The sequence below is a fragment of the Streptomyces sp. NPDC086777 genome, from assembly GCF_040702065.1.
Lineage (GTDB): Bacteria > Actinomycetota > Actinomycetes > Streptomycetales > Streptomycetaceae > Streptomyces.
Map to the genome: position 1 here is coordinate 77,913 of NZ_JBFBJI010000022.1, position 26,896 is coordinate 104,808.

At 70.8% G+C, this 26,896-nt stretch carries 19 protein-coding genes and 2 pseudogenes; 9 read left to right on the forward strand and 12 right to left on the reverse strand.

Annotated elements, in window-relative coordinates; genetic code table 11:
- Position 1: 1 nt before the first annotated feature.
- Genes AB0472_RS28420 through AB0472_RS28440 form a run of 5 tightly spaced genes read left to right on the forward strand, consistent with a single transcriptional unit; the run spans position 2 to position 10,189 of the window.
- Positions 2-196 carry a hypothetical protein gene (locus AB0472_RS28420; RefSeq protein ID WP_366360339.1) on the forward strand — a complete coding sequence of 65 codons (195 nt, stop codon included), beginning with the start codon at positions 2-4 and terminating at the stop codon, positions 194-196.
- Entirely contained in the window at positions 193-2,490 is a 2,298-nt protein-coding gene (locus AB0472_RS28425) for a LamG domain-containing protein (RefSeq protein WP_366360340.1), read from the forward strand. Before AB0472_RS28420 ends, AB0472_RS28425 begins: the two co-directional genes overlap by 4 nt.
- Entirely contained in the window at positions 2,487-3,887 is a 1,401-nt protein-coding gene (locus tag AB0472_RS28430; RefSeq protein WP_366360341.1) for a hypothetical protein, read from the forward strand. Before AB0472_RS28425 ends, AB0472_RS28430 begins: the two co-directional genes overlap by 4 nt.
- A 6-nt stretch (positions 3,888-3,893) precedes the next feature.
- A complete protein-coding gene (locus AB0472_RS28435) occupies positions 3,894-8,363 on the forward strand; it encodes a DUF6603 domain-containing protein (RefSeq protein WP_366360343.1) in 4,470 nt (1,489 codons plus the stop codon).
- Complete coding sequence (locus tag AB0472_RS28440) at positions 8,360-10,189, forward strand: hypothetical protein (protein ID WP_366360345.1); 1,830 nt, start codon at positions 8,360-8,362, stop codon at positions 10,187-10,189. Before AB0472_RS28435 ends, AB0472_RS28440 begins: the two co-directional genes overlap by 4 nt.
- Positions 10,190-10,369: 180 nt before the next feature.
- Here the strand turns inward: AB0472_RS28440 and AB0472_RS28445 are convergent, their stop codons facing one another.
- Positions 10,370-11,317 carry a helix-turn-helix domain-containing protein gene (locus AB0472_RS28445; protein ID WP_366360347.1) on the reverse strand — a complete coding sequence of 316 codons (948 nt, stop codon included), beginning with the start codon at positions 11,315-11,317 and terminating at the stop codon, positions 10,370-10,372.
- 1,174 nt (positions 11,318-12,491) lie between these two features.
- Here AB0472_RS28445 and AB0472_RS28450 point away from each other — a divergent pair.
- Positions 12,492-12,944, forward strand: a complete 453-nt coding sequence (locus AB0472_RS28450) for a hypothetical protein (protein WP_366360349.1) — start codon at positions 12,492-12,494, stop codon at positions 12,942-12,944.
- Positions 12,945-13,669: 725 nt separating this feature from the next.
- Here AB0472_RS28450 and AB0472_RS28455 read toward each other — a convergent pair.
- From AB0472_RS28455 to AB0472_RS28480, 6 genes are all read right to left on the reverse strand, one after another.
- Positions 13,670-14,323: a DUF4232 domain-containing protein gene (locus AB0472_RS28455; RefSeq protein ID WP_366360351.1), complete on the reverse strand. Its 654-nt coding sequence runs from the start codon at positions 14,321-14,323 to the stop codon at positions 13,670-13,672.
- A gap of 17 nt (positions 14,324-14,340) precedes the next feature.
- Complete coding sequence (locus AB0472_RS28460) at positions 14,341-14,850, reverse strand: MaoC family dehydratase (protein WP_366360353.1); 510 nt, start codon at positions 14,848-14,850, stop codon at positions 14,341-14,343.
- Between the two features lie 185 nt (positions 14,851-15,035).
- Positions 15,036-16,001 (reverse strand): hypothetical protein, encoded by a 966-nt coding sequence (locus tag AB0472_RS28465; protein ID WP_143609721.1) that lies wholly within the window; start codon positions 15,999-16,001, stop codon positions 15,036-15,038.
- Positions 16,002-16,327: 326 nt separating this feature from the next.
- Complete coding sequence (locus tag AB0472_RS28470; RefSeq protein WP_366360355.1) at positions 16,328-17,182, reverse strand: alpha/beta hydrolase; 855 nt, start codon at positions 17,180-17,182, stop codon at positions 16,328-16,330.
- A 79-nt stretch (positions 17,183-17,261) separates the two neighbouring features.
- Positions 17,262-17,987, reverse strand: a complete 726-nt coding sequence (locus AB0472_RS28475; RefSeq protein ID WP_366360357.1) for an alpha/beta hydrolase — start codon at positions 17,985-17,987, stop codon at positions 17,262-17,264.
- A 350-nt stretch (positions 17,988-18,337) separates the two neighbouring features.
- Positions 18,338-18,481, reverse strand: a complete 144-nt coding sequence (locus tag AB0472_RS28480; protein ID WP_366360359.1) for a hypothetical protein — start codon at positions 18,479-18,481, stop codon at positions 18,338-18,340.
- Here AB0472_RS28480 and AB0472_RS28485 point away from each other — a divergent pair.
- On the forward strand, positions 18,480-18,665 hold the full coding sequence (locus AB0472_RS28485) for a hypothetical protein (RefSeq protein WP_366360361.1): 186 nt from the start codon (positions 18,480-18,482) through the stop codon (positions 18,663-18,665). The genes AB0472_RS28480 and AB0472_RS28485 overlap by 2 nt on opposite strands.
- A 334-nt stretch (positions 18,666-18,999) precedes the next feature.
- Entirely contained in the window at positions 19,000-19,446 is a 447-nt protein-coding gene (locus AB0472_RS28490) for a hypothetical protein (RefSeq protein WP_366360499.1), read from the forward strand.
- Here AB0472_RS28490 and AB0472_RS28495 read toward each other — a convergent pair.
- A pseudogene (locus AB0472_RS28495) lies at positions 19,419-19,739 on the reverse strand (transposase family protein); the annotation flags it as partial. The gene AB0472_RS28490 and the pseudogene AB0472_RS28495 sit on opposite strands and share 28 nt — an antisense overlap.
- A 479-nt stretch (positions 19,740-20,218) precedes the next feature.
- Between AB0472_RS28495 and AB0472_RS28500 the strand changes: the two are divergent.
- Positions 20,219-20,559 (forward strand): annotated as a pseudogene (locus AB0472_RS28500) (alpha/beta hydrolase); the annotation flags it as partial.
- Positions 20,560-20,671: 112 nt separating this feature from the next.
- Here AB0472_RS28500 and AB0472_RS28505 read toward each other — a convergent pair.
- The 4 genes from AB0472_RS28505 to AB0472_RS28520 are packed head-to-tail and all read right to left on the reverse strand — an operon-like array spanning position 20,672 to position 26,703.
- Complete coding sequence (locus AB0472_RS28505; protein WP_366360363.1) at positions 20,672-22,324, reverse strand: ATP-binding cassette domain-containing protein; 1,653 nt, start codon at positions 22,322-22,324, stop codon at positions 20,672-20,674.
- Positions 22,321-24,048 carry an ATP-binding cassette domain-containing protein gene (locus tag AB0472_RS28510; RefSeq protein WP_366360365.1) on the reverse strand — a complete coding sequence of 576 codons (1,728 nt, stop codon included), beginning with the start codon at positions 24,046-24,048 and terminating at the stop codon, positions 22,321-22,323. Before AB0472_RS28510 ends, AB0472_RS28505 begins: the two co-directional genes overlap by 4 nt.
- A complete protein-coding gene (locus AB0472_RS28515) occupies positions 24,045-25,343 on the reverse strand; it encodes a cytochrome d ubiquinol oxidase subunit II (RefSeq protein WP_366360367.1) in 1,299 nt (432 codons plus the stop codon). Before AB0472_RS28515 ends, AB0472_RS28510 begins: the two co-directional genes overlap by 4 nt.
- The gene (locus AB0472_RS28520; RefSeq protein WP_366360369.1) at positions 25,336-26,703 is read right to left on the reverse strand and encodes a cytochrome ubiquinol oxidase subunit I; all 1,368 of its coding nucleotides are present in this window, start codon (positions 26,701-26,703) and stop codon (positions 25,336-25,338) included. Before AB0472_RS28520 ends, AB0472_RS28515 begins: the two co-directional genes overlap by 8 nt.
- Positions 26,704-26,896 lie beyond the last annotated feature (193 nt).

Below are 26,896 nucleotides of genomic sequence, written 5' to 3' on the forward strand. Positions count from 1 at the left end.
CATGCCTGCGACGCCGCCGCTCCCGGACCCCGCCCCCCGCATCACCCTCACCCTCGGCCTGGACGAGACCAACCTGCTCCTCGAAGCACTGGGCCAGCTGCCTTTCGCCCGCGTCTACCAGCTCATCGCCGCCATCCAGGAGCAGGCCCACAAGCAGCTCGCCAACCAACCGGCCGACGGGGGGACCCTGGCATGACGACCGCCGATCTCATCCTGCACTGGCACCTCGACGAGGTCCTCGCCGAAGACGGCGTCGTCGACGCCTCGGACAACCACCTCAACGGCACCCCCGAGGGCGCCCCCAAGAGCCTCCCCGACGAACGCTTCGGCAGCTGCCTGGCCCTGGACGGTGCCGCGGACGCCCTGACCCTGGCCGCGACCCCCAGATTGGCGCTGCCCGCGGGCTACACCGTCGAGGCCTGGATCAACCCCGGCCACTTTCCCGCCAACGTGGCCGGGATCGCCGCGACCTCCGCCCAGGTCTTCGCCCTCGCCCTCGCCGCCGACGGCTCCGTCGACCACGTCAGCGCCGCAGGAGCCGCCACCGTGACCGCCCCGCCCGGCTCCGTACCGCCCGGCGTGTGGACGCACGTGGCCGCCACCTCCGACGGGCAGGCGGCGCGTACGTACATCAACGGCACTCTCGTCGCCGAACGCCCGCTGCCCACCACGGCCGGCGCCGGGCCGACCGCCGACGCCCTGGTCGCCGGGCGCCTCGTCCAGGGCCCCACCGGTTACTACGACGGGCGCCTCGTCCACATCAGGCTCTACGACGGCCCGCTCACCGAGACCGAGATCGGGCTCGACATGGCCGAGGACGAGGCGGAACTGGCCGCGTTCGTCCGTAGCCACCCGGTCGACTTCGAACTCGCCAACGTGGACCAGCACCCGGTCCTGTACATCGACGACGGACTCTCCGGCCAGCCGATGACGCTGACCGTGAGCAACACCTCCCGGCAGGAGATCACCCTCCGCCCGCTCACCGGTCCCGTCTCGGCCGACAACCACCACCTGGCACTGCGGTTCCGCCCGCAGACCCTCGCCGCCACCCCCGAGCCGGTACTGACCGCCCCCGGCTGGCAGCTGCTCCGTGCCCCCGACATCAGCTCCGGCGGCGACACCCTCTACTTCCTGTGCACCGGCCCTGTCCCGCTCCGCCCCGGCGCCCGCCTCACCCTGCCCCTGACGGGCATGAACGCCGACGGCCGCGGCGGCACCCGCGGCACCCGCGTCGAACTCGGGTACCAGCAGCTGACCTTCACCGGCGAGACCGACGAACTCACCGGCTCCCGGCTCCAGTTCCTGGACATCGTCAACCACCTCGGCCGCACCGACATCCCGCTGCACGCCGCCTGCTCCGGCGGTAACCGGGTGCTCAGCGACGGATCCACACCCAACACCCTGCGAGTGCGCATCGCCAACGCCTCCCACGACCAGCCCATCACCCTCACCGGCACCGGCGACAGCGCCGACGGGGCGGACGGCGCCTCCGCCATCGTCGTCGCCCTCGACGTCGAGCACGCCGGAGAGTCCACGGACTGGGCCCTCCTCACGGCCGGCGCCGCACCCGCCGCCAACCTCGCCGTCACGGGCACCTCGGATACCGTCGCGCTTCCCGTCACCGCTTTCCCCCAGCCCGTCCGGGAGATCGGCGCCCAGAGCCTCCAGTGGAAACTGACCGTGCCCCGCACGGTTTCCGTGCCGCCCACGGGCTGGCTCGAACTGACCCTGGGCGGCATCGTCGCGCCCGCCTCCCTGGGCCAGTCCCAGGTGTACGTCAACTACGTCAACGTACCCGGCTACGCCGACGCCGCCACCGCCGTCTCCGTGGAGAAGTCGCCACTGCTCTTCGCCGGCCAGCGCGCCGGACTCGGCACCACGACCCCGCAGGCCAAGCTGCAGATCATCGACGCCCCCGACGGCCCCAACAGCGGCAGCCTCATCCTAGGCCCCACCGACGGCACCAACTCCAACCTGCGGATGGGCTACGACACCGCCTACAGCTGGATCCAGTCGCACGGCATCAAGCCGCTGGCCCTCAACCCCATCGGCAACAACGTGGGCATCGGCACCACCGCGCCGCCCAACCCGCTCACCGTCGCGGCCGCCTCCGCCCACCTCCAGCTGCGCCGCGACATCGTGAACGCGCCGGCCGGCAACCTGCTCTTCCTGGAACTCTTCCAGGCCCAGTCGACCACCCAGACCAACCCCAGCATCCGCTTCCACCAGTCGAACTCCTTCTGGCACCGCATCGAGGCCCGCCCCGAGGGCTTCCACCTCAAGACCGGCGACCTGACCAGCGACGCCCTCGTGGACCTCTACGCATCCACGGTGTACGCCCAGCAACTCAACCTGGCCGGACTGCTGTTGCGTCTGCACGACGCGGAGGTCCTCAACCAGTTGTCGTCCGGCGAACTCCAGGTCGAGCTGTACGACGTCCCGCACAGCCGCAGCGGGGGCACCTGGACGCTGAGGCTGGTGGGGCAGTGACCACTGACACCGGAGGCATCGAGGGCGGTCCCCGGGAACGCAAGGGACCCGCGAAGAAGAAGCGCAAGATGGACAGGGCGGAGGACCTGGAGGACCGCGAGGAGACCATGCGCGTGGAGATGGCGCACTGGGCCACCGACATCGCGGACTTGAAGAAGACGGCCACGACGGTGCCCGATGTCAAGCTCGGATCCATGACGGTGAGCTTCGTCAACGTGGGCCAGGGCGACTGCACACTGGTCGTCACACCGTCAGGGCGCCGTTTTCTGATCGACTGCGGATTCGACCCCGTGAGCACCAGTACGGGCCAGGCAGAGACGTACAACGGGATCAAGAACGGCCTGATCGACGATGCCGTCCGGTCGGCCGGGTTCCTGAAGGACACCGCGATCCTGCACACGCTGGTCCTCACCCACGCCGACAAGGACCACAACTCGCGCATCGCGGAAGCCCTCGTCGGGTGCACGATCTACCACGTCTACCACAGCGGCAACTACGGCAAGTACCTGCGGAAGACGCGGGAGTTGGTCATCGACGCAACCACTCCCGAACCTTCGGTCGACGACGGGACCATCGACCCCAACGCCACCGAGGAGGAGCTGCCCATCAAACAGATCGTCTGTTGCTGGACGAACAAGGACGATCACAAGGCGGGCACGCAGACAGCCCAGATCCTGCTGCAGAGCAAGCCGGTCGCCAACTACGGAACGGACGCTGACAGCATCGACTTCCCCGTCACAGGCGGCATCCGCATCTGGCGCGAGGAGAAGTGCACGGTGACCGTGCTCGCCGCTGGTGTGGAGCCCAAGTCCTATACCGCCATCCAGGACGCCGAGGGCGTGTCGATCCAGGACGGCTCGGGCGCGGAGAACGTCAAGAACACCGGCAGCGTCGTCACACTGTTCCAGGCGTTCTCCGGCGCGGACACCAAGAAGGTACTGATCTGCGGTGACACGACCCGCAGTACGGAGCAGTACCTGCTGGACACCCACGCGGACGCCATCAAGGACGTCGATCTCCTGCTGGTGCCGCACCACGGCAGCGCCACCTCCTCCTCCGCCCCGGACTTCATCGCCCAGGTGAACCCGAAGAACGCGGTCATCAGCGCGGGCGGCCGGCTGAGCCAGTACTTCCACCCCAGGTGGGCGACCGTCAAGCGGTATCTGGAGCACTTCGTCACCGCGAAGACCACCCCCGTCGCCCCGCACACCGTCGTCTGCTGGGCCACCAAGGAGGAGGCCAGGCCGAAACCTCCCGACGAGGAGGAGCAGAAACGGCTCGGGATCACCGCGCTGAAAGACATCGAGGGCCCGGATCCGGGCTGCTTCGAGATCACGATCACCTACCCGCTGTACATGACCCCGATCGGGGCTCTCCTCACGGACGGGAAGGGATGACCGGCCATGACACCCGATGAACTGCGCGGCGCGGTCACCGTCACGGACGGCCGTGTCGACCTCGCCCTCGACACGCTGGTCGGTGGGCCGGCGGCGGTGTTCCTCGGGCGCTTCCTGGCCGCCGGCCGGCTGGTGCTGCGGGAAGCCTCCCGTACCGACACCTCCGACGGCGTGACCGTGTCCGGCACCGGAGACGCCGCCCCCTTCCGAGGCATGGTGGTCACCGCGGCCCTGACCGCCGACGGAAGCGGCCAGGTGGCGGCGGTCGTCGACGGCGACGGCGACGAGTCGTGGTCGTTCGTGGGCAATCTCCCGGGCCTCGCGGGCACCGTCTTCGACGGCATGTCCTTCCGGCAGCCGAAACTACGCGTCGACACGGCCGCCATCGCCCTGGCCGAGGGCACCGAGCCGGGCAGCGGCTCGGCCTCCTTCACCGGCACCCTGGTGATCGGCACCCGGCTCGCCCTGCTCGACCTGGTCTTCGCCGGCACCGAGCACGCCATCGACGGCACCGTGCGCATGGTCTCCGGGCTGCCCGGGGCCGACGCGGTGACAGGCACCGTCCCCGACCTCGTGCTCAACGGGCCGACCGGCGGCAGCGCCGACCTCGGCCTCTTCGGCATCGAACAACTCCGCTACGAGATCTACAGCGACCCGCGCTTCAGCTACTACCTGGTCGACTTCGATGTGCTCGCCTCGCTCCGCATCACCGGGGTGATCCCCTTCACCACGGCCGCCGGACGCAACGAGGTCGTCCTGTCGATGGAGGTGGTGGGCGCCGGCGAACGGGTGCTCCTGGAAGCCGACTTCAGCGATGTCGGGCCCATCCGGCTGTCCGACGCCGCGGCCTTGGTCGGCTCCGCCGGGCTGGCCGTACCGGGCGGCTTCGACTTCGACATCACCTCGCCGGTGCGCCTCACCGACCTGGCGCTGCTGCTCACCCCGGGCGCGCCGGACCTGGTGGCCTCGGTCCGGGTCGTAGTGGAGACCCAGGACTCGTGGCCCGTGGTCCCAGGACTGGTGACCCTTCAGGCGGTCGATGCCTCCTTCCGGATCGAGCGGCCGCTGTCGGCCGCCCCTGTGGTGCTCGGCACTCTGACCGGACTGCTCGCCATCGGTGTCAACGGCACCCTTGAGCTCGTCGTCGATTTCGGCTCCCGGACGCTGTCCGGAAACCTGCGGGACGGTGACGGTCCGCTGCACATCCGCGAGGTGTACCAGCACTTCATGGGCGGCGACCCGAGCCACCTGCCCGACATCACCGTCAAGACGTTCGACTTCCTGCTCACCCTGCCAGGAGACGGCCGGCAACTCGCCTACAACGGCACCGTGGACCTCGCGACCGAATGGCAGATCACCGACGCCTTCTCCCTCACCGGGGTCGCCTTCACTTTGGACCACGCGGACTCGGCCACCACGTTCACGGCCGCCGGGGACTTCCTGGTGGGCGGCCTGGCCGTCTACCTCACGGCAGGCTACGACCCCGACCCCGCCAAAGGCTGGACCTTCGCCGGCAGCACCGAGCCGGGCGTACGCATCCCCATCGGTGACCTGGCGGACGACGTCGCCCGGCGGTACGGAACAAGCCTGCCCGCACCGCTTGCCGGGCTGACCGTGCAGAACCTGGGCGCGTCCTTCACCAGCGGGCGGAACAAGCTCCTCCTGACCGCTGAAGTCACCCTCCCCGTCGACCAGTCCACCGCACTCGACCTCACCGTCACCATCGACACCGCCGCACGCCGCTACAGCGGCGACTTCACGGTCACCGTGGACGGCACCGCCTACGCCTTCACGGTCCGGTTCGCCGACAGCCCCGACGCTCAACGGTTCGTCGCCACCTACCGCCACAGCGCCCCCGGCGGACCGGCACCCACCCTCAAACGACTGGTCGGCGCGCTGTCGGCCTCGGCCGCCCAGTACGTACCCGACGGCGTCACCGTCGACCTCAAGGACGTCCTGCTCGCCTTCGACAAGGCCCAGCTCACCGGCGTGTACGTCCTCGGCGCCGACCTTGCCGTCACCGTCGACCTGGCGAACCTGCCCCTCGTAGGCGAGCGGTTCGCCGGCGCCGGCGGGACCTTCGGGGTGGACCCGCTGCGACTGCTGGCCGTGTCGGGGTCGCTGGCCCCGGCCGAAACGGCCGGGCTTAACGCCCTGCTCCCGGCCGAGGTCGCCCCGCTGCCCGCGGACCAGGACCTGGCGGCCGGATTCACCGCCGACGCGGTGCTGAAACTGGGCGAGCTCACCCAGCCGTTGAGCCTGCCGGCGCCCGGAACCGACCAGCCCAAGACCCTTGCCGCAGCCCCCGGGCAGCCGAAGGCGACCGACGACAACGTGGTCTGGTACAAGGTGCAGCGCACCTTCGGACCCGTCACCTTCCAGCGGGTCGGCTTCGCCTACCAGCGCCCGCCCGGCGGCTCCGCCCAACTGGCCTTCCTGCTGGACGCCGCGCTGAACGTGGCCGGGCTGGCGCTGACCCTCGACGGCCTCGCGATCGGCATCGACCTGGGCGACCCGGCCCGCGGGCCGCAGTTCGCGCTGCGCGGGCTCGGGGTGTCGTACAGCTCGGGCGAGGTGGAGATCAACGGCGCGTTCCTCGCCGACACCCTCACCTACCAAGGCCGCCAACTGCCCGCCTACAGCGGCAAGGCGGTGCTGCGGACCAAGACCTTCTCCCTCGGCGCGCTGGGCTCCTACGTCCAACTGCCCGAAGGCCCCTCGCTGTTCGTGTACGCGTTCCTGGACTACCCGATCGGCGGGCCGCCGGTCTTCTTCGTGCAGGGACTGGCCGCCGGATTCGGCTACAACCGGCGCTTCATCGCCCCGGACGTGGCCGACGTCGCGACCTTCCCGCTGATCGCCGAGGCCGCCGGGACGCAGCCGCCGGGGGCGCTCGCCGACGAACTGCGGGCGCTGCAGGACTATCTGCCTCCGTCGGCGGGTGACTTCTTCCTGGCGATCGGCGTGCACTTCAGCTCGTTCCGGATGATCGACTCGGTGCTGCTCCTTTCGGTGGGCTTCGGGCACCGCTTCGAGGTCGACCTGCTGGGTCTGTCCACCCTGGTGCTGCCGTCCCCCGACGCGGTCAAGGCCGGCGCGACACCGCTGGCGCAGGTGCAGTTGGCGCTACGCGCCACCTTCGTGCCGGACGAGGGGTACTTCGCGCTGCGCGCACAACTGACCGAGAACTCCTATCTGCTGTCCCGGGACTGCCGGCTCACCGGCGGGTTCGCGTTCCAGGTGTGGTTCGGCGAGGACCACAACGGCGACTTCGTGCTCAGCGTCGGCGGCTACCACCCGCGCCTCACCGTCCCCACCCACTATCCGGTGGTCCCCAGGCTGGGTTTCACCTGGCAGGTCACACCGCAACTGGCGATGAAGGGGTCGGCGTACTTCGCGCTGACCCCGTCGGCCCTGATGGCGGGCGGCAGCTTCAGCGCGACCTGGCAGGACGGATCGCTCAAGGCGTGGTTCAGCGCGTCGATGGACTTCATGATCGGCTGGAGCCCGTACCACTACCAGGCGGACTTCCTGGCGAGCATCGGGGCGTCGTACACCTTCAGCTTCTTCGGTACGCACACCGTCTCGGCCCAGGTCGGGGCCCAGGTGAGCCTGTGGGGACCGGAGTTCAGCGGGCGGGCCGCGATCGACATCGGTATCTGCTCCTTCACCCTGGCCTTCGGGGCCGGGGACCGGGCCGGGCCCCGGCCGATCGACTGGGCCGCGTTCCGAAAGGCGTTCCTGCCGGCTGCCGACGACGCCGTGGTCACCGTGGTGCTCCGGGGCGGGGCGGCCGGCACCGGTGGCGCGCCCGTCAAGGGCGACCTCGGCAGCGTCAACCCGCTGGAGCTGGTGCTGGGTACCGACTCGGTCATCCCCAGCCATGACGCCTGTCGGGGCCCCGAGCAGGGCGGCCAGGTGCTGGACACCACGGGCGTGGCGACGGCGTTCGGGATCGCGCCGCTGGGCCGGGACCGCCACAACCCGGTGGCGGCCACCCAGCGCATCGAGATCCGCCGGGCCGATGGCAGTCGCGCCGACGACGGCTTCCACTACGAGCCGGTGACCAAGAACCTGCCGGCCGCCATGTGGGGCGACCGGCTGCTGCCGTCCGTGACCGATCCGGCGCTGGTCGACGATCTGCTGACGGGCTACACGATCCGGCCGCTGCCCCCGGTCGAGCCGGCTACGCCGCCGTACCTGCCACGGGATGTGCTGCGCGCCACCACGGCGCTGGACACCCAGCAGAATGCCTACCGCTGGCTGGACCGGCCGCCGTTCGTCCCGGACGGGCGGGACGCGGCGACCCGTCGCCAGGTGATCGCGGACTCCGCCACCGCGCCGGAGACGGCCGCGGTGCGGTCGGCGGTGGCGGCGGCGGTGCTGACCGGTGGAGCCGGTGACGACCCGCTGGACCTCGGAGGGTTCGACGCGGCCGGGTTCCTGGTCGTTCCTCAGGTGGGGGTGGAGCAGTGAACACAACGCCGTCCGACCGGACGTTGTTCGTCGACTACCAGGTGCCCTCGCTGGCCGCCGGGGACTACTCGATCAAGGTCACCCAGACCATCGGCGTCGACCCCAAGGCGTACACGGCGACCCGGACCTTCTCCGTCGCCGGGGAGCGGTTCGCGCTGCCGCCCGAGCTGGTCCGGGCCGTGTTCCCGCCGGACGGCAGCATCGGCGACCACAGCCATGTGCTGCCGCACCTGGTGCTCGGCCGCTCCAGCCTGCCCTGGGAGCGCACTCCGCAGGCGGTACACGGTCAGAGCGCGCCGCTGCCATGGCTGGCGTTGCTGCTGTTCGCCGGGGAGGAGCAGCCCGAGCCGCAGGTCATGTCCCTGTCGGCGGCGACGGGCACCGTTGACGCGTACTTTCCGGCGCCCGCCGGGCTCCCGGCCGGTGACGACCCCAAGGTGACGGTCATCGACGTGCCTCGGGCGCTGCTGGCCGACCTGCTGCCGACCCGCGCCGAACTGCCGCTGCTGGCACACCTGCGGCGCGGTGACGGGGACGTGTCCGACGGCGCGGTGGTGGTCGGCAAGCGGCTGGCGCCGGCCGGCACGTCCAGCACTGTGCACCTGGTCTCGCTGGAGGGGCGGTTCGCGGCGGTTCCGGCAGACGGCGACTTCGACCTCGGCCCCGGCGGGCCGGACTCCCTGGTCCGTCTGGTCTCGCTGGCCGACTGGCGGTTCGCGTGCCTCGACGAGGCGGAGACCTTCGGCCGGCTGGTGGCCGGGCTCACCGACGCCGGCAGCCCGCTGCGGCTGCCGGACAGCGGCGAGCAGCACGCCGACACGTTTCTGCGGCAGGGCTATGTCCCGGTGCGGCACCGGCTGCGCGGCGGCGGCCGGTCGGTGGCCTGGTACCGGGGCCCGTTCGCGATCGGCCCGGCGACCTCCGGCGACCCGGACCAGGGCCCGGCCCGGGCCTCCGACGAACTGCTGCGCTACCACCCGGGCGTGGGCATGTTCGACGTCAGCCATGCCGCGGCCTGGGAGGTCGGGCGGCTGCTGGCGCTGCGCAGCACGGGCTTCGCCGGGGCGTTGTACGAGTGGAAGCGTCGCCGGGATCAGGCGGTGAAGCGCACGGTGGCGGCCGCGCACCCCTTGGCGGTGGCGGACATCGACGACGCGCTCCCGGCGGGCGTCACCGAGTGGCTGACGGGTCTTGCCCGGCTCGACGGTGTCCCCTTCGGGTATCTCGTCCCCGACGAGCGGCTACTGCCGGTGGAGACGGTGCGCTTCTTCCAGCTCGACCAGGAGTGGATGCGCCACCTGGTGGACGGCGCGTACAGCCTCGGCCGGGTGGGCACGGCCGACGCCGAACTCGACGCCGCGCATCCGCTGCCGTTGGAGTACCCCCTGGTCACCGGTGTGCTGATCCGCTCGGACGTGGTCTCCGGCTATCCGGGGCTGCTGGTGGACGGTTACGCCGACGCGGCCGGGACGCAGCCGCTGACACCGGTGCGGGTGGAGCGCCTGGCGCCGAGCGTGCTGCTGTGCCTGTACCAGGGGGACCTGGGCCGTCTCGACATCCACCAGCAGCCGGAATCCCTGCACTTCGGGGTCGAGCCGCAGCCCGGGGGCAGCTTCACCAAGCGGCTGCGGGGCCTGGCCGACACTGCCCCTGACGCCGGTGAGCTGGAGCCCTTGCCGCTCGGTCCGCGCGGCACGGTGCCGGTGCGGCGACTGGCCGACGCGATGGCGGGGCGGCTGGGCGCGGACCCGGCGGTGTTCACGGCGGGGGCGTTGGCCCGGCAGATGACGGAGACGGGTGAGCGGGTCACCTTCCTGCGGGGCTGACCCGCCGCGGTACGTTCACGGGCCGCAGGTCCGGGGCTGGATGGCGGGCCTTCGGCGGCGGCGCCCAGCCCGGCGGCCGAGCCGGGGCGGATCAGGGCGTCCGGTTCCCGCCTGGATCCCGCCGCGCGCTCCTCGCGCCGGGATTCCGGCTGTGACCGCCCGAGCGCACGGACTTTACCCTCACGGTCCCGCCCCCCGGGCGTCCGCCGCCGGGCCCATGTCGATTGCGGACAGCGGAAGCGTCGGGTGCCTCAGAGCGGCCTCGGCGGCGGCACGCAGCGGGAGCGGCAACCTGCCGCACCGTTCGGCGAGGACGGTGGCGCCATGGCCGTCGGCGGCGACCCGGTCCCCGGCGAGGGTGCGCAGCAGGCGCAGCGCGTCGCCGGGCGGCAGCGGACCGAGCCCGATGCGGTGCGCTCCATGCCGGGCGACCAGGTCCGCGAGCCGGCCCCGGCCGGTGGCGAGCACGGGGCAGCGCGGGGTACCGGGGAGCAGCAGCCGTATCTGGTCGGCCGACGCGATATCGTCCAGCACCACCAGGATGCGGCGCCCGGAAAGCAGGGTGCGGTAGCGGGCAGCCCGCTCGTCCGGCGCCTGGGGCATGTCATTGCCGGGTACGCCCAGGGCGCGCAGAAAGGCGGCGAGTATGTCGGTGGTGGCCGGGGCTGCGCCAGGCACGGAGCCACGCAGGTCGGCGTAGAGCTGTCCGTCGGGGAAGGCGTCGCGTACCCGGTGGCCCCAGTGCACGGCCAGGGCGGTCTTGCCGACGCCGGCGGGGCCGGACAGGAAGCAGATCGCGGTGGCGGCGGCCAGGTGGTCGTCCAGGGCCCGTAGTTCGGTGTCGCGACCGGTGAACGCGGGCACGTCGGACAGCAGCTGAGCGGGCACCGCATCGTGAGCCGGTGCCGACAGCGGTTGGGGAGGCGGGACGGCCAGCGCCGTGACGACCAAGCGCCGGGTGCGTGCCCGTCCGACGCGCCCTGCCTCCAGGTTGCGTATCGTGCGCACCGACACGGCGGCCAGTGCGGCGAGTTCCTCCTGTGTGAGCAGGGCCGCCGCACGGCGCGACCGGATCCACAAGGCGAACGCCTCGTCCCCTAACTCAGACTCGCCGGCGTCGAACGGCACCCCGGAACCTCCCCGGAATCTCCCCGAAATCTCCCCTTGTGCGGTCCTGATCGTACGGACAAGAGACCGCTCCGCACCGTGGTTGGGTTGGGCATGGCGTGAGCTTTGAGGATTTGTGCCCGATGCGGGTCGAGCCGTCGATCTCCTGCCCGGCACCCGGCCGCGATCCGGTGACGCGGCCGGGTGCAGGCACCACTGGGATCCGGGCGTTTCGGTGGTGGAGCGCGCGCAGCATGAGGGGACAGCGGGACAGTCCCAGGGCCGTTCTAAAAAACCTTCGCATGATCAGCGCGGCCCCCAGAGCAGTGCCGAACGTGTGCCGGGGGTCGACACCGGACGGCCGGTGGTGCGTCCCTGGCGATCGCCGGGGCCTACGTCCTGGCCGGCCAACTCGCCGGTGCCCGCCGCTCGAGGACGCGCGGTCCGCCGGTGGTGCCGAACTGGTCGAACAGCTACCGCCAGCACCCCGCTCATAGGGGCTGTCGTGACAGATGAGAGGGTCAGGCGGGTGAGTGAGACACCACCGAACACCCTGCAATACCGCTTTGACGGGCCAGAAGACGCTCCGGTCCTGATCCTGGGTCCCTCACTGGGTACCACATGGCACATACCGTAGAAGCCGTCCAGCGCCGTCCATCCAGTCCTGTGCGGGCATATATGTCCAGCTTCGAGATCCTGTGCCGAGAGGGTGTCCACGGGGTTTGTGACTCGCCCGTGACAGCCGGCAGCGTGATGAAGCCCCCGTCGGCGTGCCCGCCGTCGTGGCTGACTTTCGTCGGCTCAGGCACAGACGATCTCCGAGTCGAGGTGCCGCCATCACTGGTGGAAGGCGTGCCCCACGGCCTTGACTCGGTCAAACTCGCGGCCAAGGTCGTTCCGCCGACCCAGGCTTCGCCATCGGCAATGGCCATGCGGGATCGATGCGCGTCGAGTGGTGCATGATCGGGTGCTGGGGGCGGACCAGGGCGGGGGGCGTGGTGTGAGTGTCATGGGTGTGTGGGTCGTCGGGGCGGTGCCTGACGAGCGGATAAAGAATCTACTGTCCGCCGCGGTTCAGACCTCGCCGTCGGCACCGACGTCAACGCACGCTGATGTGACTAGAGGGTTGGCTTGGTGGCGGAGCAAGGCACGGGCGTCTCTGTTCACCTCGTCCAAGACAACTGCTGACAGTTGGGTGGCTGACGAGGACGCCTTCCGGCTGAGCGCATTCTTCGACAGCTGCTATGACGGCTCCGATCCGGTGGAGGCGCTACGCGACGCCGTCATGGACCAGTTCCCGCCCGAGGGAGACGAGGGCCTGTTCGCGGCCGTCGCACGCAAGGCCAGCCCGTTCTCGGCCTTGGCGTACGCGCTCGGTCCCGATGCGGTGTTGCGACTACCGGGCTGGTTTGGGGACTTCCTACTCGACGCCGCACAGGTCCGCGCCCAACTCCCCGCGGCGGAGGAAGCCCTCACCTTGACCGGAACCCAGCGGCGGGACGCGGTCGAGCGAATCCATGCCTGGATGACCGGCTTGGGCGACGATCCGGACCATGACGTCGATGAACTCCTTGACGGCCCACTACGCGTTCTCCGCCATGCTGCCCGTACCGGGCAGGGTGCGGCTGGCCAGGTCCGCTGGTACTGACGCAGTGGAACGCCCCTTGAACCACGGGGGAATCCTGTAAGGCACCGCAGGTCAGCGGCTTCTCAGGCCAGGCGCCATCCGGGTAGCGATCTTCCAAACCGGTGCTCCAGGACCCCCACACGGCGGCGCTTGGCTGGTCCATCGAAACTCCCGCCCAAAATCGCTCCGTAAGGTGTTTGGCGGTCCGGAAGAGCGGGGTGTGGCTCTAAAGTCGCTTGCCCCCGGTGGCTCCGGTGGAGTGGCCGCCCCGCTCTTCGGGACGCCCGGGCCGCTGATTGAGTTGTACGAATCGGTCGCTGTTTACGGAGCTGACGGCGGGGTGTCCTCGGACCGAACCGGCACGCTACCCGAAGCCGAGGAGACGCTCATGACCACGCGGTTGCCACGTTTATGGGTCGGTATCGACGCCAGCAAGGCCACCACTGGTGGGTCGCGGTCGATGACACCGGAACAACGGTCTGGAACAAGAAGATCCGCAACGACGAGTCCGCGCTCATGGCAGGCCTCGCTGAAGTCCTCCGCCTGGCTGACCAGGTGCACTGGCAACTACCCAGCGCCACCAGGATCCGCTCCCGGGTCTAGCGCTCGTGCGCCCGGCACCGAATTGCTGGCTGTCGGTGAGGGATTCGACGGTCCGTACACCACCTTCGCCGAGGACGCCTCACAGCTTCGGACCGGCATCGCACCCCCGCACCTGCCGCATCCCGCTCCCGCGCTCGGCAGAGTCACGCGCCATTGCCTGGCATGAGTGGGCTCACCCGGGGCACCGACGCCTTCCCCGTGTTGGAGACCTTGTCCCCGGTCCATCTGACTGTGATCGGGTCAGTCTCGTCAGGCGGGGTGACGAGCAGGGCCGCCGGTGTGACAGTGGTGACGCCAGTGATCGCTGGGTTGGTGTATGACAGTGTCGACCAAGCGCTGTCTCCCGGGTTGAGCGTCACAGCCCGTTCCGCCTGATCGGTGGCCCGCTCGGGGTTCGGGGTGACGGCCTCACCGGCACCGTTGACGAACGCAACACCAGGGAAACCGTACAGCGTGCAGGTGCGGCGAGATCCGTTGGTCAGAACGACAGCGAAGTTCGACTGCCCGGCTCCGGGACGGTTGGGGCCGAGGGACGCCCTCACCTCGGAGGTATGACAGCGTCTCACCGTCGGTACGGTCGGCGATGGCGCCGCCGTCCCCGTGCCGCCGGACGCGGTCGGTGTCGGCTCGCTGGAGGGACCGGAGGTGCCGTCGGTGACGGACCCCAGGCCGGTGACGGACGGCGTCGGGGACGTGGAGCCGACCTCAGCCGGGCCGCCGTCGGGTGTGTGGCTCGTGCACCCGGTCAGCGCGGCACAACAGGCTAGTGCGGCAAGGAGGGTTCTGCGGTGTGTCACGTTGCTACCTCAAGTATTCACTGACGCCGCAGCAGGTACTTGTGCTGACCGGACAGCACCAGTTCGCCGCGTTGGTTGTGGATGGTGGCCGCGGTGACCACGACACCGTTGTCGCCCTGCGGCTCCAGGCCGGTGACCGTGAGCGCCGGGTACAGGGTGTCCCCGGAGTGCACCTCGGCCAGGAAGGTGCAGGACAGTTCGAGGAAGCTGATGAACACCTCACCGATGAAGTGGGGGAACAGAGTGGCCCCCGGCGCGGTGAAGGCGAGTACCTGCAGCCCGTGCACCACCGGTGCCGAGTGACCATGCCTGAGCGCCCATTCGGCGTCGTAGTGCACCGGGTGGTTGTCCGCGGAGACCGTCTGGAAGGCCGCGGCGTGAGCGTCCGTCAGGGTGCGGCTGGGGGCGCGGAAGACCTCGCCGATGCGGAGGTCCTCGAAGGTCCTGGCCGGGACGACCAGAAACGCGTCGGGGTCGAACGCGGGCGATGCGGCGGCTGCCGCCTGCTGCGTGTCCTGATGCTCCATCACTCTCTCCTCTCGTTCGATGTTGGGAGCTACCGAGTGCTGCGGTAGCTCCGCCCGCTCGTCGTGCGGCGGATCTGATGGCCCAGGGCCCCGCGCCGCCGCACCGCGCCGCCGCACCGGGCAGGTGCGGCGGCACGGGCGGGGCCGGCGGCACGGGCGGGGCCGGCTTATCGGGCGGGGCCGGCTTATCGGGCGGTGTTGATCCGGGCGGCCAGGAGGTTGGGGTCGTCGTTGGTGAAGTAGGCGCCGCTGGCGATGTAGGCCGTGTTGCCCCGTACGGCGAGCGAGGTCGGGTTCTCCAGCCCGTCGGCGCCGGTCAGCACGACGGTGTGGCTGCCGCCCGGCCTGACCAGAGCCACCTCGTTGTCCGCGTTGATCGCGGCCAGGAGGGTGTTGCCGCGGCCGGTGAAGGCGAAGTCGTCGATGTCGACCAGGCCGGTGGCCCGGGTCTCGACGCGGCCGGCGGTGCCGTACCGGGTGACCGGGATGCGCAGCACGGTGCCCTTGTCCAGGTTGGACACCCAGACCGCCCCGTCGTGGATCTTGATGCCGTTGGCTCCGAGGAATCCGGCGGCGGCCAGTTCGGGCGCGGTGGCCCACCGGGTGGGCGCGCCCCCGGTGACGGGCACCCGCCAGACCGTGCCGAGGACCGAGTCGGCTACGTACAACCGGCCTTCGTGCCGGTCAAGGGCCAGGCCGTTGGGCAGGCCGTCGGCGGGGAGTGCGGCGATGCGCTGCGGGGTGCCGCCGGGGCGCAGGCGCCACAGGCCGGTCAGGTCGCTGCTGCCGGTGGCGTACAGGAAGTACAGGGTCCCGTCGTGGGCGCGGACGATCCCGCCGAGGAACGGTGAGGAGAGGGCAGGGGTGCTGGCGCCGACCGGAGGCTGAGGCAGGGTGGCGAGGACGTGCACCCGGCCGTCGGAGTGGATGCGTGCGACCTGGCGGCTGTAGGCGAAGGTGACGACGGCACTGCCGCCGGGCTCCAGGGTGATGTTCTCCGGTCGCTGTCCTTCGGCGATGTCCAGGTGTGCCATGAAGCGCACGTCCGGCTTCGGGGCGGCGGTCGCCGGGCCGGCCGCGGTCATGGCGAGGGCCGCCGCGACGGCCGAGGCCAGGAGGCCGGTGCGCGTTCCTGTCAGGAATCTGGGCATGTGGGCTCTCTTCATCTTTCTTTTTGATCGCAAGTGGTGGGGCTCGGTCGGGTCTCGCCGTTGGGGCCACCGGGGTGCGTCGGGCGCTTGAGACCTCGGCTGCCGGGCGGCGCGGGACGACTGGGCGATCAGCCCACGCACCGTTGTCGCAGTTCGCCGATGCTCTGGACGGAGCTGACGAGTTCGTCGCCGTCGGCCAGGCGTGCGGCGCTTCGCCAGGTCAGGCCCGCCATGAGGAGCGAGGATGGGACCTCGGCCGCAAGGCGACGGTCGCGGCCCCATGTCCTCGTGCGGGATGTCGCCGGTGTGGGCGAGAAGGTGGCCGGTCAGTGGCCGGTGCGGACGGAACGGGCCGCCCGCAGGATCAGGTCGGTGACCGGACCCGGGTCGCTCACGGCCGCCGCGTGCGGGGCTCGGACGGTGATGGTGTGGGCGCGGGCTCGCTCGGCCATCCAGCGCTCGGCGGCCGGCGGGATGTTGCGGTCCTCGGTGGCCACGAGGGCCCAGCTGGGGATCTTCTTCCACGCGGCCGCGGTGGCGGGCTCCTGGAGCGCCGCCAGGGTGATCGGACGCTGTCCCGCAGCCATGACCTGGGCGGTCTGCGTGGGGACACCAGCCGCGAACTGCTTGCGGAACAGGTCCTTCTTGATGACCAGCTCCTCCGCCTGACTGCCGTCGGGCAGCGGGTAGTACTGGGTGGTGGTGGCCTGTCCCAGAGTGCTGCCGGGGAACTTGTCGGTGAGCTTGAGTGCGCTCTCCCCGATGTCGGGGATGAAGGCGGCTATGTAGACCAGCGCTTTGACCTGCGGGGTCCCGGCGGCGGCCTGGCTGATGACCGCTCCGCCGTAGGAGTGCCCCACCAGCACGATCGGACCGGTGACGCTGTCGAGGACGCTGCGGATGTAGGCGGAGTCGCTTGCCAGTCCGCGCAGCGGCAGGGCCGGCGCCAGTACTCGGTGGCCCTGCCGCTGCAGGCGCTCCACGACCGAGCTCCAACTGGAGGCGTCGGCGAACGCGCCGTGGATCAGGACGACGGTGGGTGTGTCCGGGCGCTCGTGCGGATTGCCCGGTCGGTCGGCCGTCGCTGCCGGCGCGGAGTATGCGGCGCCTGCGGTGCCCAGGGCGGCTGCGCCGGCCAGGAGGGACACCGTCACGGTACGGCGTGAGATCGGTGGGTTCATCGTTCGCTCTCTGTAAAAGGGGTGGAGGCGGCCGTGGTGCGACGGCCGCTCGGACGGGCGCGAGCGGGTGCGCGTGGGGTCAGTCGGAGGTGGCCCGTACGGCTTCCTCGATCAGGTCGACGACGCGCTCGGGGTGGGCGAGCATCACCAGGTGGGAGGAGTCGACCTCGACGGTGGTCATGCCGGCCCGCTGGTAGCCGTAGCGCTCCACGTCGGGGTTGATGGTGTGGTCGGACGAGGCGACCAGGCCCCAGGAGGGCTTCGTCTTCCAGGCCGCGGCCGGGGCCGGGTCGGCAAAGGCTTGCGCGGCCAGCGGTCGCTGGGAAACGGCGAGGACGGCGGCGAGCCGCGGGTCGACGTCGGCGGCGAAGATGGCCGGGAACTTCTCGGCCTCCACAGACACGTCGGTGCCGGGGGTGGTCGAACCCTCGATCGGGAAGGGGGTGTAGACCAGTGCGGCGGCGAGGTCACTGTCCGGGAAGCGGCCCTGCAGTTCGCCGAGGCTCTCGTCCTTCTCCAGGGCGTAACCGGCCAGGTACACCAGAGCCTTGACGTTGTCCTCAGTGCCGGCGACCGTGATGACGGCGCCACCGTAGGAGTGGCCCACCAGGACGACCGGACCGGGTATCTGCCGGACGACGGAGGCGACGTAGGCGGCGTCCCCGATCAGACTGCGGTTGGGCACGGCCGGGGCGACCACGTCCAGGCCGCGGGCGATCAGCCGGGGGATGACCTGGGCGTAACTGGAGGCGTCGGCGAAGGCGCCGTGGACGAGGACGACGGTCGGCTTGTCGGAACTGGACATGGGGAAACTCCTTCATCGATTGGCAATGGGTGGTCGGCTGTCGCGCGGCCTGTCGGCCGGGTCGGGGCTGCCTTGGTGTGCCCGTTTGCCGTGGGATGTCGCGGGCCGGCCTCGCATCGGTTGGTGTGCGGTGCGCACTGACCGGGTGGCCGTCGAACGTAGTTGACTCTAGGGACTGCCGGGCGGCGTGTTTGCCTGTCCGCGCCCTGGCTGTGGCCTGTACGTGCCCACGTCGTCGGGCGGGTTCCGGCTGGGCGGCGTTGCCCTGGCACGGAATTGGGCCGGAGCCGCTATCGGCCCCGGCCCACGTTGCACTGCGCTGTTCCCCGGGTTCGGGATGAGGTGCTTGGTCAGCCATTCCAGTCTGTGAGGAAGTCGACGAGTTCCCGGTTGACGACGTCGGGGCGTTCCTCCCGGCAGAGGTGCCCGCACCGGGCGATGGACTCGCCGCGGACGTCGCGCCCCGTGAGTGGTCCCTGCGGTCTGTTCGCCATGACATCCGATCAGAACTTCGGCGTCTGGGGCGGCCGAACCGAGGCCGAGCGCCGCTCCGGGACCGAAGTCAATCGCCGGCACGGCGTCCAGTCCGATGAGAAAGGGCAGGCGTTCATTGGCAGCGCTTATGGGCTCAGCTTGACTCTGTCGGGGATCTTGGAGTTTCTCAGTGCGGCAGCGTGATCAACGGGCATGCTCGGGCTGTTCCGGTGACCGATGGAATCGTCGAGGTGCCCGTTGTCGCTCCGCCCCCGTTCCGGTGAGCAAGTCCCCTCTCTGACCGCACGGATTGCACGGGCGAGCAACCCGGGTGGCACCACGGCGATGTGGGTGAGAGACCGGTTGGACGGGCTGTGGGACGACGAGGACTTCGCCGACTGGTACCCCCGTGACGGGCGACCGGATCTCTCGCCCGCCCAGCTGGCCACCGTATGCGTGCTGCAGTTCCTGCTGGGCTGTCGGCCGCCAGGCCGCCGAGGCGGTCCGCTGCCGCATCGACTTCAAGTACGCCATGGCTATGGAGCTGGACGACCCCGGATTCCACCACAGCGTGCTGGCCGATTTCCGCGGCCGCCTCACCGAGGCCGACCGCGCAGACCGCCTCCTCGACCTCGCCCTGGCCCGCCTCAAGGAGGCCGGTCTCGTGGGCCAACGCACCACGCAGCGCACTGACTCCACCCATGTCCTGGCCGCGGTACGCGACCTGACCCGCCTGGAACTGATCACCGAAGCGGTATGTGCCGCGTTGGAAGAGGTCGCCAGCTCCGCCGGCCACTTGCTGGACGGCCTGGTCGACGAGGAGTGGGGGCATCGCTACGGCCGACCGGTTCGCCTGGGCAAGAACCCCACCAAGCCCAAGACCAGGATCATCGCCACCGGCAATGACGCCTCCCGCCTCCTGGAACACCTCTACCGGTACGGGACAGGCCGAGCGTCCAGGAGCGTCCCGTCGAGCAGGACGTAAGCCTTCGTCGAAGCAGCTCGGACGGCCTCGGCGAGGGTCGGTGCGAGTGCGGCCGGCAGGTCGACGGCCTCGCTGATGTAGCGGTGGACCGTGCTCGTGCCGATCTCGAGACCCGCTGCGAGCTGAGCGTACGTGGCCCCATGACGCAGATGCGCCAACACCAGCAGGGCTTGACGCCCGACCGGGAGCCGGCGCCAACGGCTTCCGATCCGGCGACGGTGCTCTCGCGGACGAGCGGCGAGGAAGGACAGGGATCGACTGGACACGTCCAGCCCGCACGGGTGGACAAGCACGTGAAGCCTCTGGTGGGTACCGGGTGATCTTGGTCGTGAACCCGTCTACCAGGGGCTTCACTCATATGTCGAACCAACTGACCTGCTCACGCCTCAAGTTGGCAAGACTCACTGGAGGAGTCGGCGAACGCCGTGGATCAGGACGATGGCGGGGAGTTCATGCCGGTGACGGTGCGCCGGCTGTCTTGCTGCCGGTGACGGAGCAGCGAACGCAGCGCCTGTAGTTCCGAGGGCGGCGACGCCGGCCAGGAGTGAAACGGCGACGGTGCGGCGTGAGATCGGTGAGTTCGCCGTTCGCTTCCTACGGTGGTGCCCAGGAGGGCCGTCCCAGCGGGGACGGGTGAGCAGTGAGCGGCGCGCCGGCCAGGGGCCATGGCAGCCGGCATCGGTTCGGTCCCGGACGGTGCGGCGCCCGGCAGCCGAGGCGGGTCACCGGGCGGTGGCCCGGACCGCCTCGTGGATCAGGCGGCGACACGCTGGAGTTCTACAACCTCGACGAGAACCTCGGGACCAGGATCAGCGAGGAGGCGGTCCGCAACAGCTGGAACGTCGCTGCGGGCGGTGGGTTCTTCGCGGCCGCGGCCGCGCCGTCGACCTGGTACACCGACTTCCGAGCCGACATCGCGGCCATCGACGTGCCGGCCCTGATCCTGCACGGCACGGACGACCGGATCCTGCCCGTCGAGGGGACCGCGCAGCCGTTCCCCACAAGGCCCTCCCGTCCGCCGGCTAGGTGGAGATCGAGGGCGCCCCGCACGGCCTGCTGTTGACCCACGCGGAGGAGGTCAACGCGGCGCTCCTCACCTTCCTGGGGAAGTGACCCGCCGCGGGATCGCCGTCCCGCACCACGTAGGGCCCACCAACGCCGACTGCCCGTCCGGAAATCCGGTCGGGCAGTTCGCGTATCGCCTGGGCTGTGACTCCGGCGTGGTCTACCCCCGTACGTGCTCGGCCGTCCGCTTGCCGTTGTGCTGGCGTTCGGCGGTCCGGCCGAGCCGTACGACGGTGGTCGGTGTGCCATCCAGCAGGTCGAGGTCCTGCTCCTGCAGGGCGATCACCAACGCGGTCTCGGGCAGCGCCTCGGGCAGTGCGGCCAGGAGCGCCTCGGCGGTGGGGCGGTCCAGGCCGGCCACCGGCTCGTCGAGCAGCAGGATCGGTGGACGTCTCAGTACGGCGCGTGCCGTTGCGAGGCGCCTGCGCTGCCCTTGGGACAGCAGGCGCCCGCCGGGGCCCACCGCTGTGGCGAGCGGCAAGGCCGACAAGCCGACGAGTTCCAGTGCGTCCCGTAGCGCGGTGGTGTCGGCCGACGGTGCCGCCTGACGCAGATTGGCCGCGACCGTGTCGTCGGCCAGCCAGTCGTCGGCCTCGACGAGGGTGACTGTCTCGGCGACGGCCGAGGCAGGCAGTTCGTGCACGGGCGTGCCGTCGAGGAGCACCGTGCCGGCAGGCGCTGGTACACGCCCGGCCAGTTGGCCGAGCAGCGTCGACTTGCCGCTGCCGTTCGGGCCGGTGACCAGGACCAGTCCCGGGCCTCCCACGGTCATAGTGAGTTCCGCGGGCGAACCGATGAGGGGGAGGCCATCCGTCTTGACGGTGCGGACGGCCTCCCGCCGTTGGCCCGCCGGGTGTGCCTCGGCAGCGAGGGGGGCCAGGCGCCCGGCCGCGTCCCTGGCCTGCGCCAGGTGCTGCATCAGCCCGGGGAGCCTCTCCAGTGGCTCCCACCCGGCGGCAACGAGCAGCACCTCGCCCACCACGACGGCGATCGGCTGGGCCGAGGCCGCGCGCAGGGCGATGACCAGTACCGCCGCTTGCCCCAGTGCGGCAAGGAGACGCAGGGCCAGCCGGCCGTGCCGCTCGGCCCGGGCAGCGGCCCATTCGGCGGACTCGACGGAGGCCATGACGCTCGTCGCCGTCCGCTGAGCCTGCGGCAGGGCGTCCAGGCACCGCAGTTCGTTGAAGGCGGCACGGCTACCGAGCAGCACGGTACGGAGTGCGGCACTTGCGTCGGCGGCGTCGGCGAGGTGGGTCCGCGCGCGGTGGTGGGCGTACCGGGCGCAGGCGAGGCCGACTGCCCAGACGACGAGTTCGGCGATTCCCAGGACCGGCATGGCCCACAGCAGCAGGGCATCGACCAGGCACGCCGTCATGACCGCTGCCACCAGTGGTGCGACGGCGTTCGCGGGCAGGCCCGCGACGGTCTCCACATCGGCGGTGAGCAGGGTGAGCAGCGTCCCGTCGCGTTGTCCGCGCAGCTGACGGGGCGTGAGGCCGGCAGCGCCACGGGCCAGCCGAGCTCGCAAGGCCACCTGGGTGGCCAGCAGGTTCCGGTGGTTGGCCAGGCGTTCGAGGTAGCGCAGGCCGGTGCGGGTCAGGGCCAGTGCCCGGACGGCGCCCGAGGGGTACATCCAGGACCAGGTGGTGTTGGCCTGGAGGGTGACCACGGCGCAGGTCGTCAGGAACCAGCCGGACACTCCGAGCAGTGCGGCGCCGCTGAGTTCTGCCGCCGCGGCGAACAGCATGCCGGTCAGGAGGGCGCGGCGCGGAGCCGCTGTACGCAGCAGCCGCCAGGCGCTGATCCGGTTCACCGGGCTCTCCCGTGGTCCAGCGTGATGACGTGGTCCGCCAGCGGCAGCAGTGCGGGACTGTGGGTGGCGAGCAGGACCGTACGGTCGCGGGTCAGCGTGCGCAGCGCCGACAGGACGTGTTGCTCCGCTTCCGGGTCGAGGTGTGCGGTGGGTTCGTCCAGGCACAGCAGGGGTGCGTCCCGCAGCAACGCCCGGATGAGGGCGAGCTGTTGGGACTGGCCGGAGGACAGGCCGGTGCCGCGTTCGCCGAGTGGGGTGTCCAGTCCCTGCGGCATTGTGGCGAGGAGGTCTTCGAAGCCGAGGGAGGCGACGGCGTCCAGCAGGTCGTGGTCGTTCGCGGCGGGCCGGGCCAGCAGGAGGTTCTCGCGCAGGGTGCCGGGCAGCAGGTGCGCGGGCTGGCCCACCCAAGCGACCCGGCTGGGGTCCGCGGGGACGGGCCGGCCGTCCAGCAAGTGGAGCGGGCGTCCACCGTGCGGGGCGTACAGCCCGGCCGCGACGGCGAGCAGCGTGGACTTGCCGGCCCCGCTGGCGCCGGTGACGGCGAGGCACCGCCCCGGTGCGAGGTGCACGCTGACACGTTCCAGCGCTGGTGCCTCCCGTCCAGGGTGATGGACTGTGACGGCTTCCAGGCGCACCCCGGGTGGCGCCGCGGCCCGTCGGGCATGTCGGGCAGGTGGCACCACGGCCTCGCGATACGCGTCCAGGACCTGGGCCAGCAGACCGGCGGCGGCGGTCGCCCGGGCGCGGGCGTGGTAGCCGGCGGCCAGATCCCGGGCCGGCGCGAAGTAGGCGGGCACCAGGACGAGGACGAACAGCGCGGCGGACAGGCTCATGTGGTCCGGTACGACGGGCAGGTCCAGGTAGTCGAGCAGGACCAGTCCGCAGTAGGTCGCCACCACGGCGAGGGTGCCGGTGATGAGCAGTTCGACCCACGCGGTCGACAGGAAGGCGATGCGCAGCACCTTCTCGGTGCGACCGGCGACGTCCCGGTCGTGCCGGGACAGCGAACCGGCCGCCTGATCGTGTGCCCCGAGCCCGACCAGGGTGGGCAGGCCGCGCAGATGGTCCAGCAGTCGGGCCTGGTGGGTGCGGATCGCCGTCAGTTGGGCCCGTACAGCGGTCTGCGTGCCCAGGCCGATGACCTTCAGGTTGGCCGGCAGCAGCGGGGTGGCGGCCAGCACGAGCAGGGCGACGAACCAGCTGCGGGAGGCGATCGCGGCCAGGGTGAGGCCGCTGCCGAGCAGCATGGTGGTCCGCGCGGGCAGGTAGTCGGTGAGCCAGTCGGTCAGCTGACCGACCTCGCCGTCGACGGCTTGGACGAGTGTCACGTCGTCCAGGTCGGTGCGGGCCGGGCCGTGTGCGGGCAGCGCCGTCTCGATGAGCCGGCCGCGCAGGCTCTCGCGTACGGTGCGGGCGCCGCGCGCGGCTGCCGCGTCGCCCGCAGCCAGCAGTACAGCGCGCAGGGCCACGCCGGCCGCTATGAGCAGGGCGGGTGGCAGTACGGCGGACACGGGGACGCCGTGGAGTGCGGACAGGCCGCGCTCGGCGCCCCAGGAGAGCCCTCCCGCCCAGATGACCGTGCCCAGCTGGGCCGCGCCGCGCAGCAGGCCCGCGCGGCGCAGCTCCCGCCGTCCGACGTCCGCCCATTCCTTCAACCGGGCTGCGGGCACGGGGTCTTCGGCCCTGTCCGCGGCCAGTTCGTCCAGGAGCACGGCGGTGCTCACGAGGTGGTCTCCGCCTCGATGCCCGCGACGTCGGCGATACCCGTGGTATCCGTGATGTCCGCGTGGAAGTACCCGGCGCGCCGGTCCCGGCGGTCGCCCACGATCCAGGCGGCCAGCGCCGCACAGCCCAGGACGGTGACGCCGACCGGGCCGATCCAGTCGGCCACACCACCGAACACGTCCTGGGACAGGGCAGTCGCCAGAATGCCGAGCACCACCAGCAGGCTCCGTCGCGTGATCGTCCGCAAGGTGCCGGAGGGTGCTGGGGAGACCGCCAAGGGGTAGGTGCGGGCATGCAGCGGCGGGATCGGACTCTCCACCGGATCGGTGTACTTGCCGCGGAAGCTCCGCCAGGCGTAGGCGTTGTAGGCCAGTACGAACGGCATGCACAACCCGACGCCCAGGACCAGGAAGAGCTGGGAGGAGTGCGGGCTCGCAGCCTGTTGGACGGTCAGTCCGGGCGGCACGACGACCGGTACGGAGACCACCGCCAGGCCCAGCAGCCCACAGACCGTCATCGTGGCCACGGCGGCGAACGGCCGCCAGTCGGGGCGCCGGCCGAAGCCGTACCAGGCGGTCACAGCGGCCACGACAGCGGCGACGACCGCGAGCCAGAACAGCACGGCCCGCAGGGGCTGGCCCAGCTGCGACTGCTGCGGGTCGGCGCTCGGCAGCAGCAGGCCGAGTGCGACCGCCATGGCTGCGGTGACCACCAGCAGCGACCGTCCCGTGCGGCGGAAGCCCGACCGCGACCAGCCCGCGGTCTTGTCCTGCAGCCAGGCGGCCCCGGCCAGCAGGTAGGCGACGACCAGGCCGAGCGAGCACAGCACGCTGTAGAGGCTGAGCCAGTCGAAGGCCCCGCCCTGGAAGGTACCGTTGCGCTGGTTCGGGCCGGTGAGCACGGCGCCGAGGACGAGACCTTGGCACACGGTCGCCGCGAGCGACGCCCCGCCGAACAGCAGCGCCCAAACTCGCCGGTAGCCGGCGGCCGCACTCTGCATCTCCAGGCCCAGCCCGCGCAGGATGATGGCGATCAGCATGCCGATCAAAGGCAGATAGACACTGGGCAGAATCACGGCGTAGGCGCCCGGCAGGCCGGCCCAGAGGACGACGCCGGCCAGGATGATCCAGCTTTCGTTGGCGTCCCAGGCGGTCGCGACGATCTCGCCGTACTCCCGTCGACGCTCCGGCCGGGCCGTCAGGCTGAGCATGCCCACCCCGAGGTCGTAACCGTCGAGGACGACGTACATGGCGAGTGAGATGAGGACCAGGGTGTAACTGGCGTACTCAAGCAACGAGGGCCTCCGATGCGTCGGGCGAGGCGGGCCCGGTGGGCAGTGCTTCGGGGCCGGCCTTGACGGTGCGGACGATGTAGCGGGCCCAGATGGCCAGCAGGGTGACGTAAAGCAGGATGAAACCCGCCAGGCTCGCGGCGACTTCGAATGTGGTGAGGTGGGAGACCGCGTCGGCGGTGCGCAGCTGGCCGTAGACGACCCAGGGCTGGCGGCCCGTCTCGGCGACGATCCAGCCGCCGGTGATGGCGATGATCCCGGCCGGGGTCATCCACACCATCCACCGCAGGAAGCGCGGGGAGTCGAACAGCCGGCGCCGCATGCGCAGGACCACGCCCGTGAAGGCCGTGCCGAACATGAGCAGCGCGGTGAAGTACATCGCGCGGAAACCGTAGAAGGTGGTCCACATGTTGGGGCGCTCGGCGGGCGGGGTCTGCAAGAGCCCGGGCGTCGTCGTCTTGCCGCTGAGGTCCTGGGCGATGACCGAGCCGAGATAGGGAATCTCCATGTGCAGCCTGTTCTCGCCCTTGTCCGTGTCGGGGACGACGAGCAGGTTGTAGCCGTTGTTGTCGCTCTTCCAGTTGCCCTCGAAAGCCTCCAGCTTGGGGAGTTGGTGCCGGCCCATGAAGGCCGCCGTGCCGTCTCCCACGTACAGCTGCACCGGCATCAGCACGCCCAGCACGCCGAGTGCGATGGACAGGCAGCGGCGGGCCATGGGCTGGGCGTGGACCCGGTTCTTCACCAGGTACCAGGCGGAGATTCCGCCGACGAACCAGGCGGCGCTGATCAGCACGGCCAGCAGCATGTGCGGGAAGCGGTGGGCGAAGGCGGGATTGAGCAGGATGCTGATCCAGTCCCTGGCGTGGAACTGGCCGTCGACCTTCTGGTAGCCGACGGGGTCCTGCATCCAGCTGTTGGCCGACAGGATCCAGGTGGTGGACAGCAGCGTTCCGAAGGCGACCATCCAGCTGGCCAGGGCCATGGTGCGCGGCCGGATCCGGCCGTCCCCGTAGAGCATCAGGCCGATGAAGCCCGCCTCCAGGAAGAAGGCGGTGATCACTTCCATGGCGATGGTGACCCCGATGACCGGCCCCACCGCGTGGGCGTACACGCCCCAGTTGAGGCCGAACTCGAACGTCATCACCGTGCCCGCGACGACGCCCAGGCCGAAGCCAACGGCGAAGATCTTCTTCCAGAACCGGAAGATCTGCAGGTACAGGGGGTTCCCCGTGCGTACGTAGACCGTGTACACGACGGCGAGGAGAACGGAGAGGCCGACGGTGAGCGCGGGGAAGGTCATATGGAAGATCGCGGTGATCGCGAACTGCCATCGGGACAGTTCGACGACGGTTGACGAAGCCATGGGCACTCCCGGGTAGGCATCGGTTCTTGGCGGGGCTCGCGCGTGTTCACGGCCCGCGCGGGGCGAGGCATCAGGCACGGGCTGCCCGAGTGGGTCGTTCGGTGGGGGCCACTGTCGCGTGCCGGGTCCACCGTCACTGCGGCCGAGCCGGCCAGGGGGAGGGGATGCGATCGCCGCCCTGTGGCACCGACAC

What these genes read in the sequence shown, in the direction of transcription:
- AB0472_RS28460 (WP_366360353.1), bottom strand. Translation starts at nt 14,850, where the DNA reads ATGGAGCATCAGGACACGCAGCAGGCGGCAGCCGCCGCATCGCCCGCG.
- AB0472_RS28475 (WP_366360357.1), bottom strand. Translation starts at nt 17,987, where the DNA reads ATGTCCAGTTCCGACAAGCCGACCGTCGTCCTCGTCCACGGCGCCTTC.
- AB0472_RS28480 (WP_366360359.1), bottom strand. Translation starts at nt 18,481, where the DNA reads ATGGCGAACAGACCGCAGGGACCACTCACGGGGCGCGACGTCCGCGGC.
- AB0472_RS28465 (WP_143609721.1), bottom strand. Translation starts at nt 16,001, where the DNA reads ATGCCCAGATTCCTGACAGGAACGCGCACCGGCCTCCTGGCCTCGGCC.
- AB0472_RS28425 (WP_366360340.1), top strand. Translation starts at nt 193, where the DNA reads ATGACGACCGCCGATCTCATCCTGCACTGGCACCTCGACGAGGTCCTC.
- AB0472_RS28520 (WP_366360369.1), bottom strand. Translation starts at nt 26,703, where the DNA reads ATGGCTTCGTCAACCGTCGTCGAACTGTCCCGATGGCAGTTCGCGATC.
- AB0472_RS28485 (WP_366360361.1), top strand. Translation starts at nt 18,480, where the DNA reads ATGACATCCGATCAGAACTTCGGCGTCTGGGGCGGCCGAACCGAGGCC.
- AB0472_RS28490 (WP_366360499.1), top strand. Translation starts at nt 19,000, where the DNA reads ATGGAGCTGGACGACCCCGGATTCCACCACAGCGTGCTGGCCGATTTC.
- AB0472_RS28435 (WP_366360343.1), top strand. Translation starts at nt 3,894, where the DNA reads ATGACACCCGATGAACTGCGCGGCGCGGTCACCGTCACGGACGGCCGT.
- AB0472_RS28470 (WP_366360355.1), bottom strand. Translation starts at nt 17,182, where the DNA reads ATGAACCCACCGATCTCACGCCGTACCGTGACGGTGTCCCTCCTGGCC.
- AB0472_RS28420 (WP_366360339.1), top strand. Translation starts at nt 2, where the DNA reads ATGCCTGCGACGCCGCCGCTCCCGGACCCCGCCCCCCGCATCACCCTC.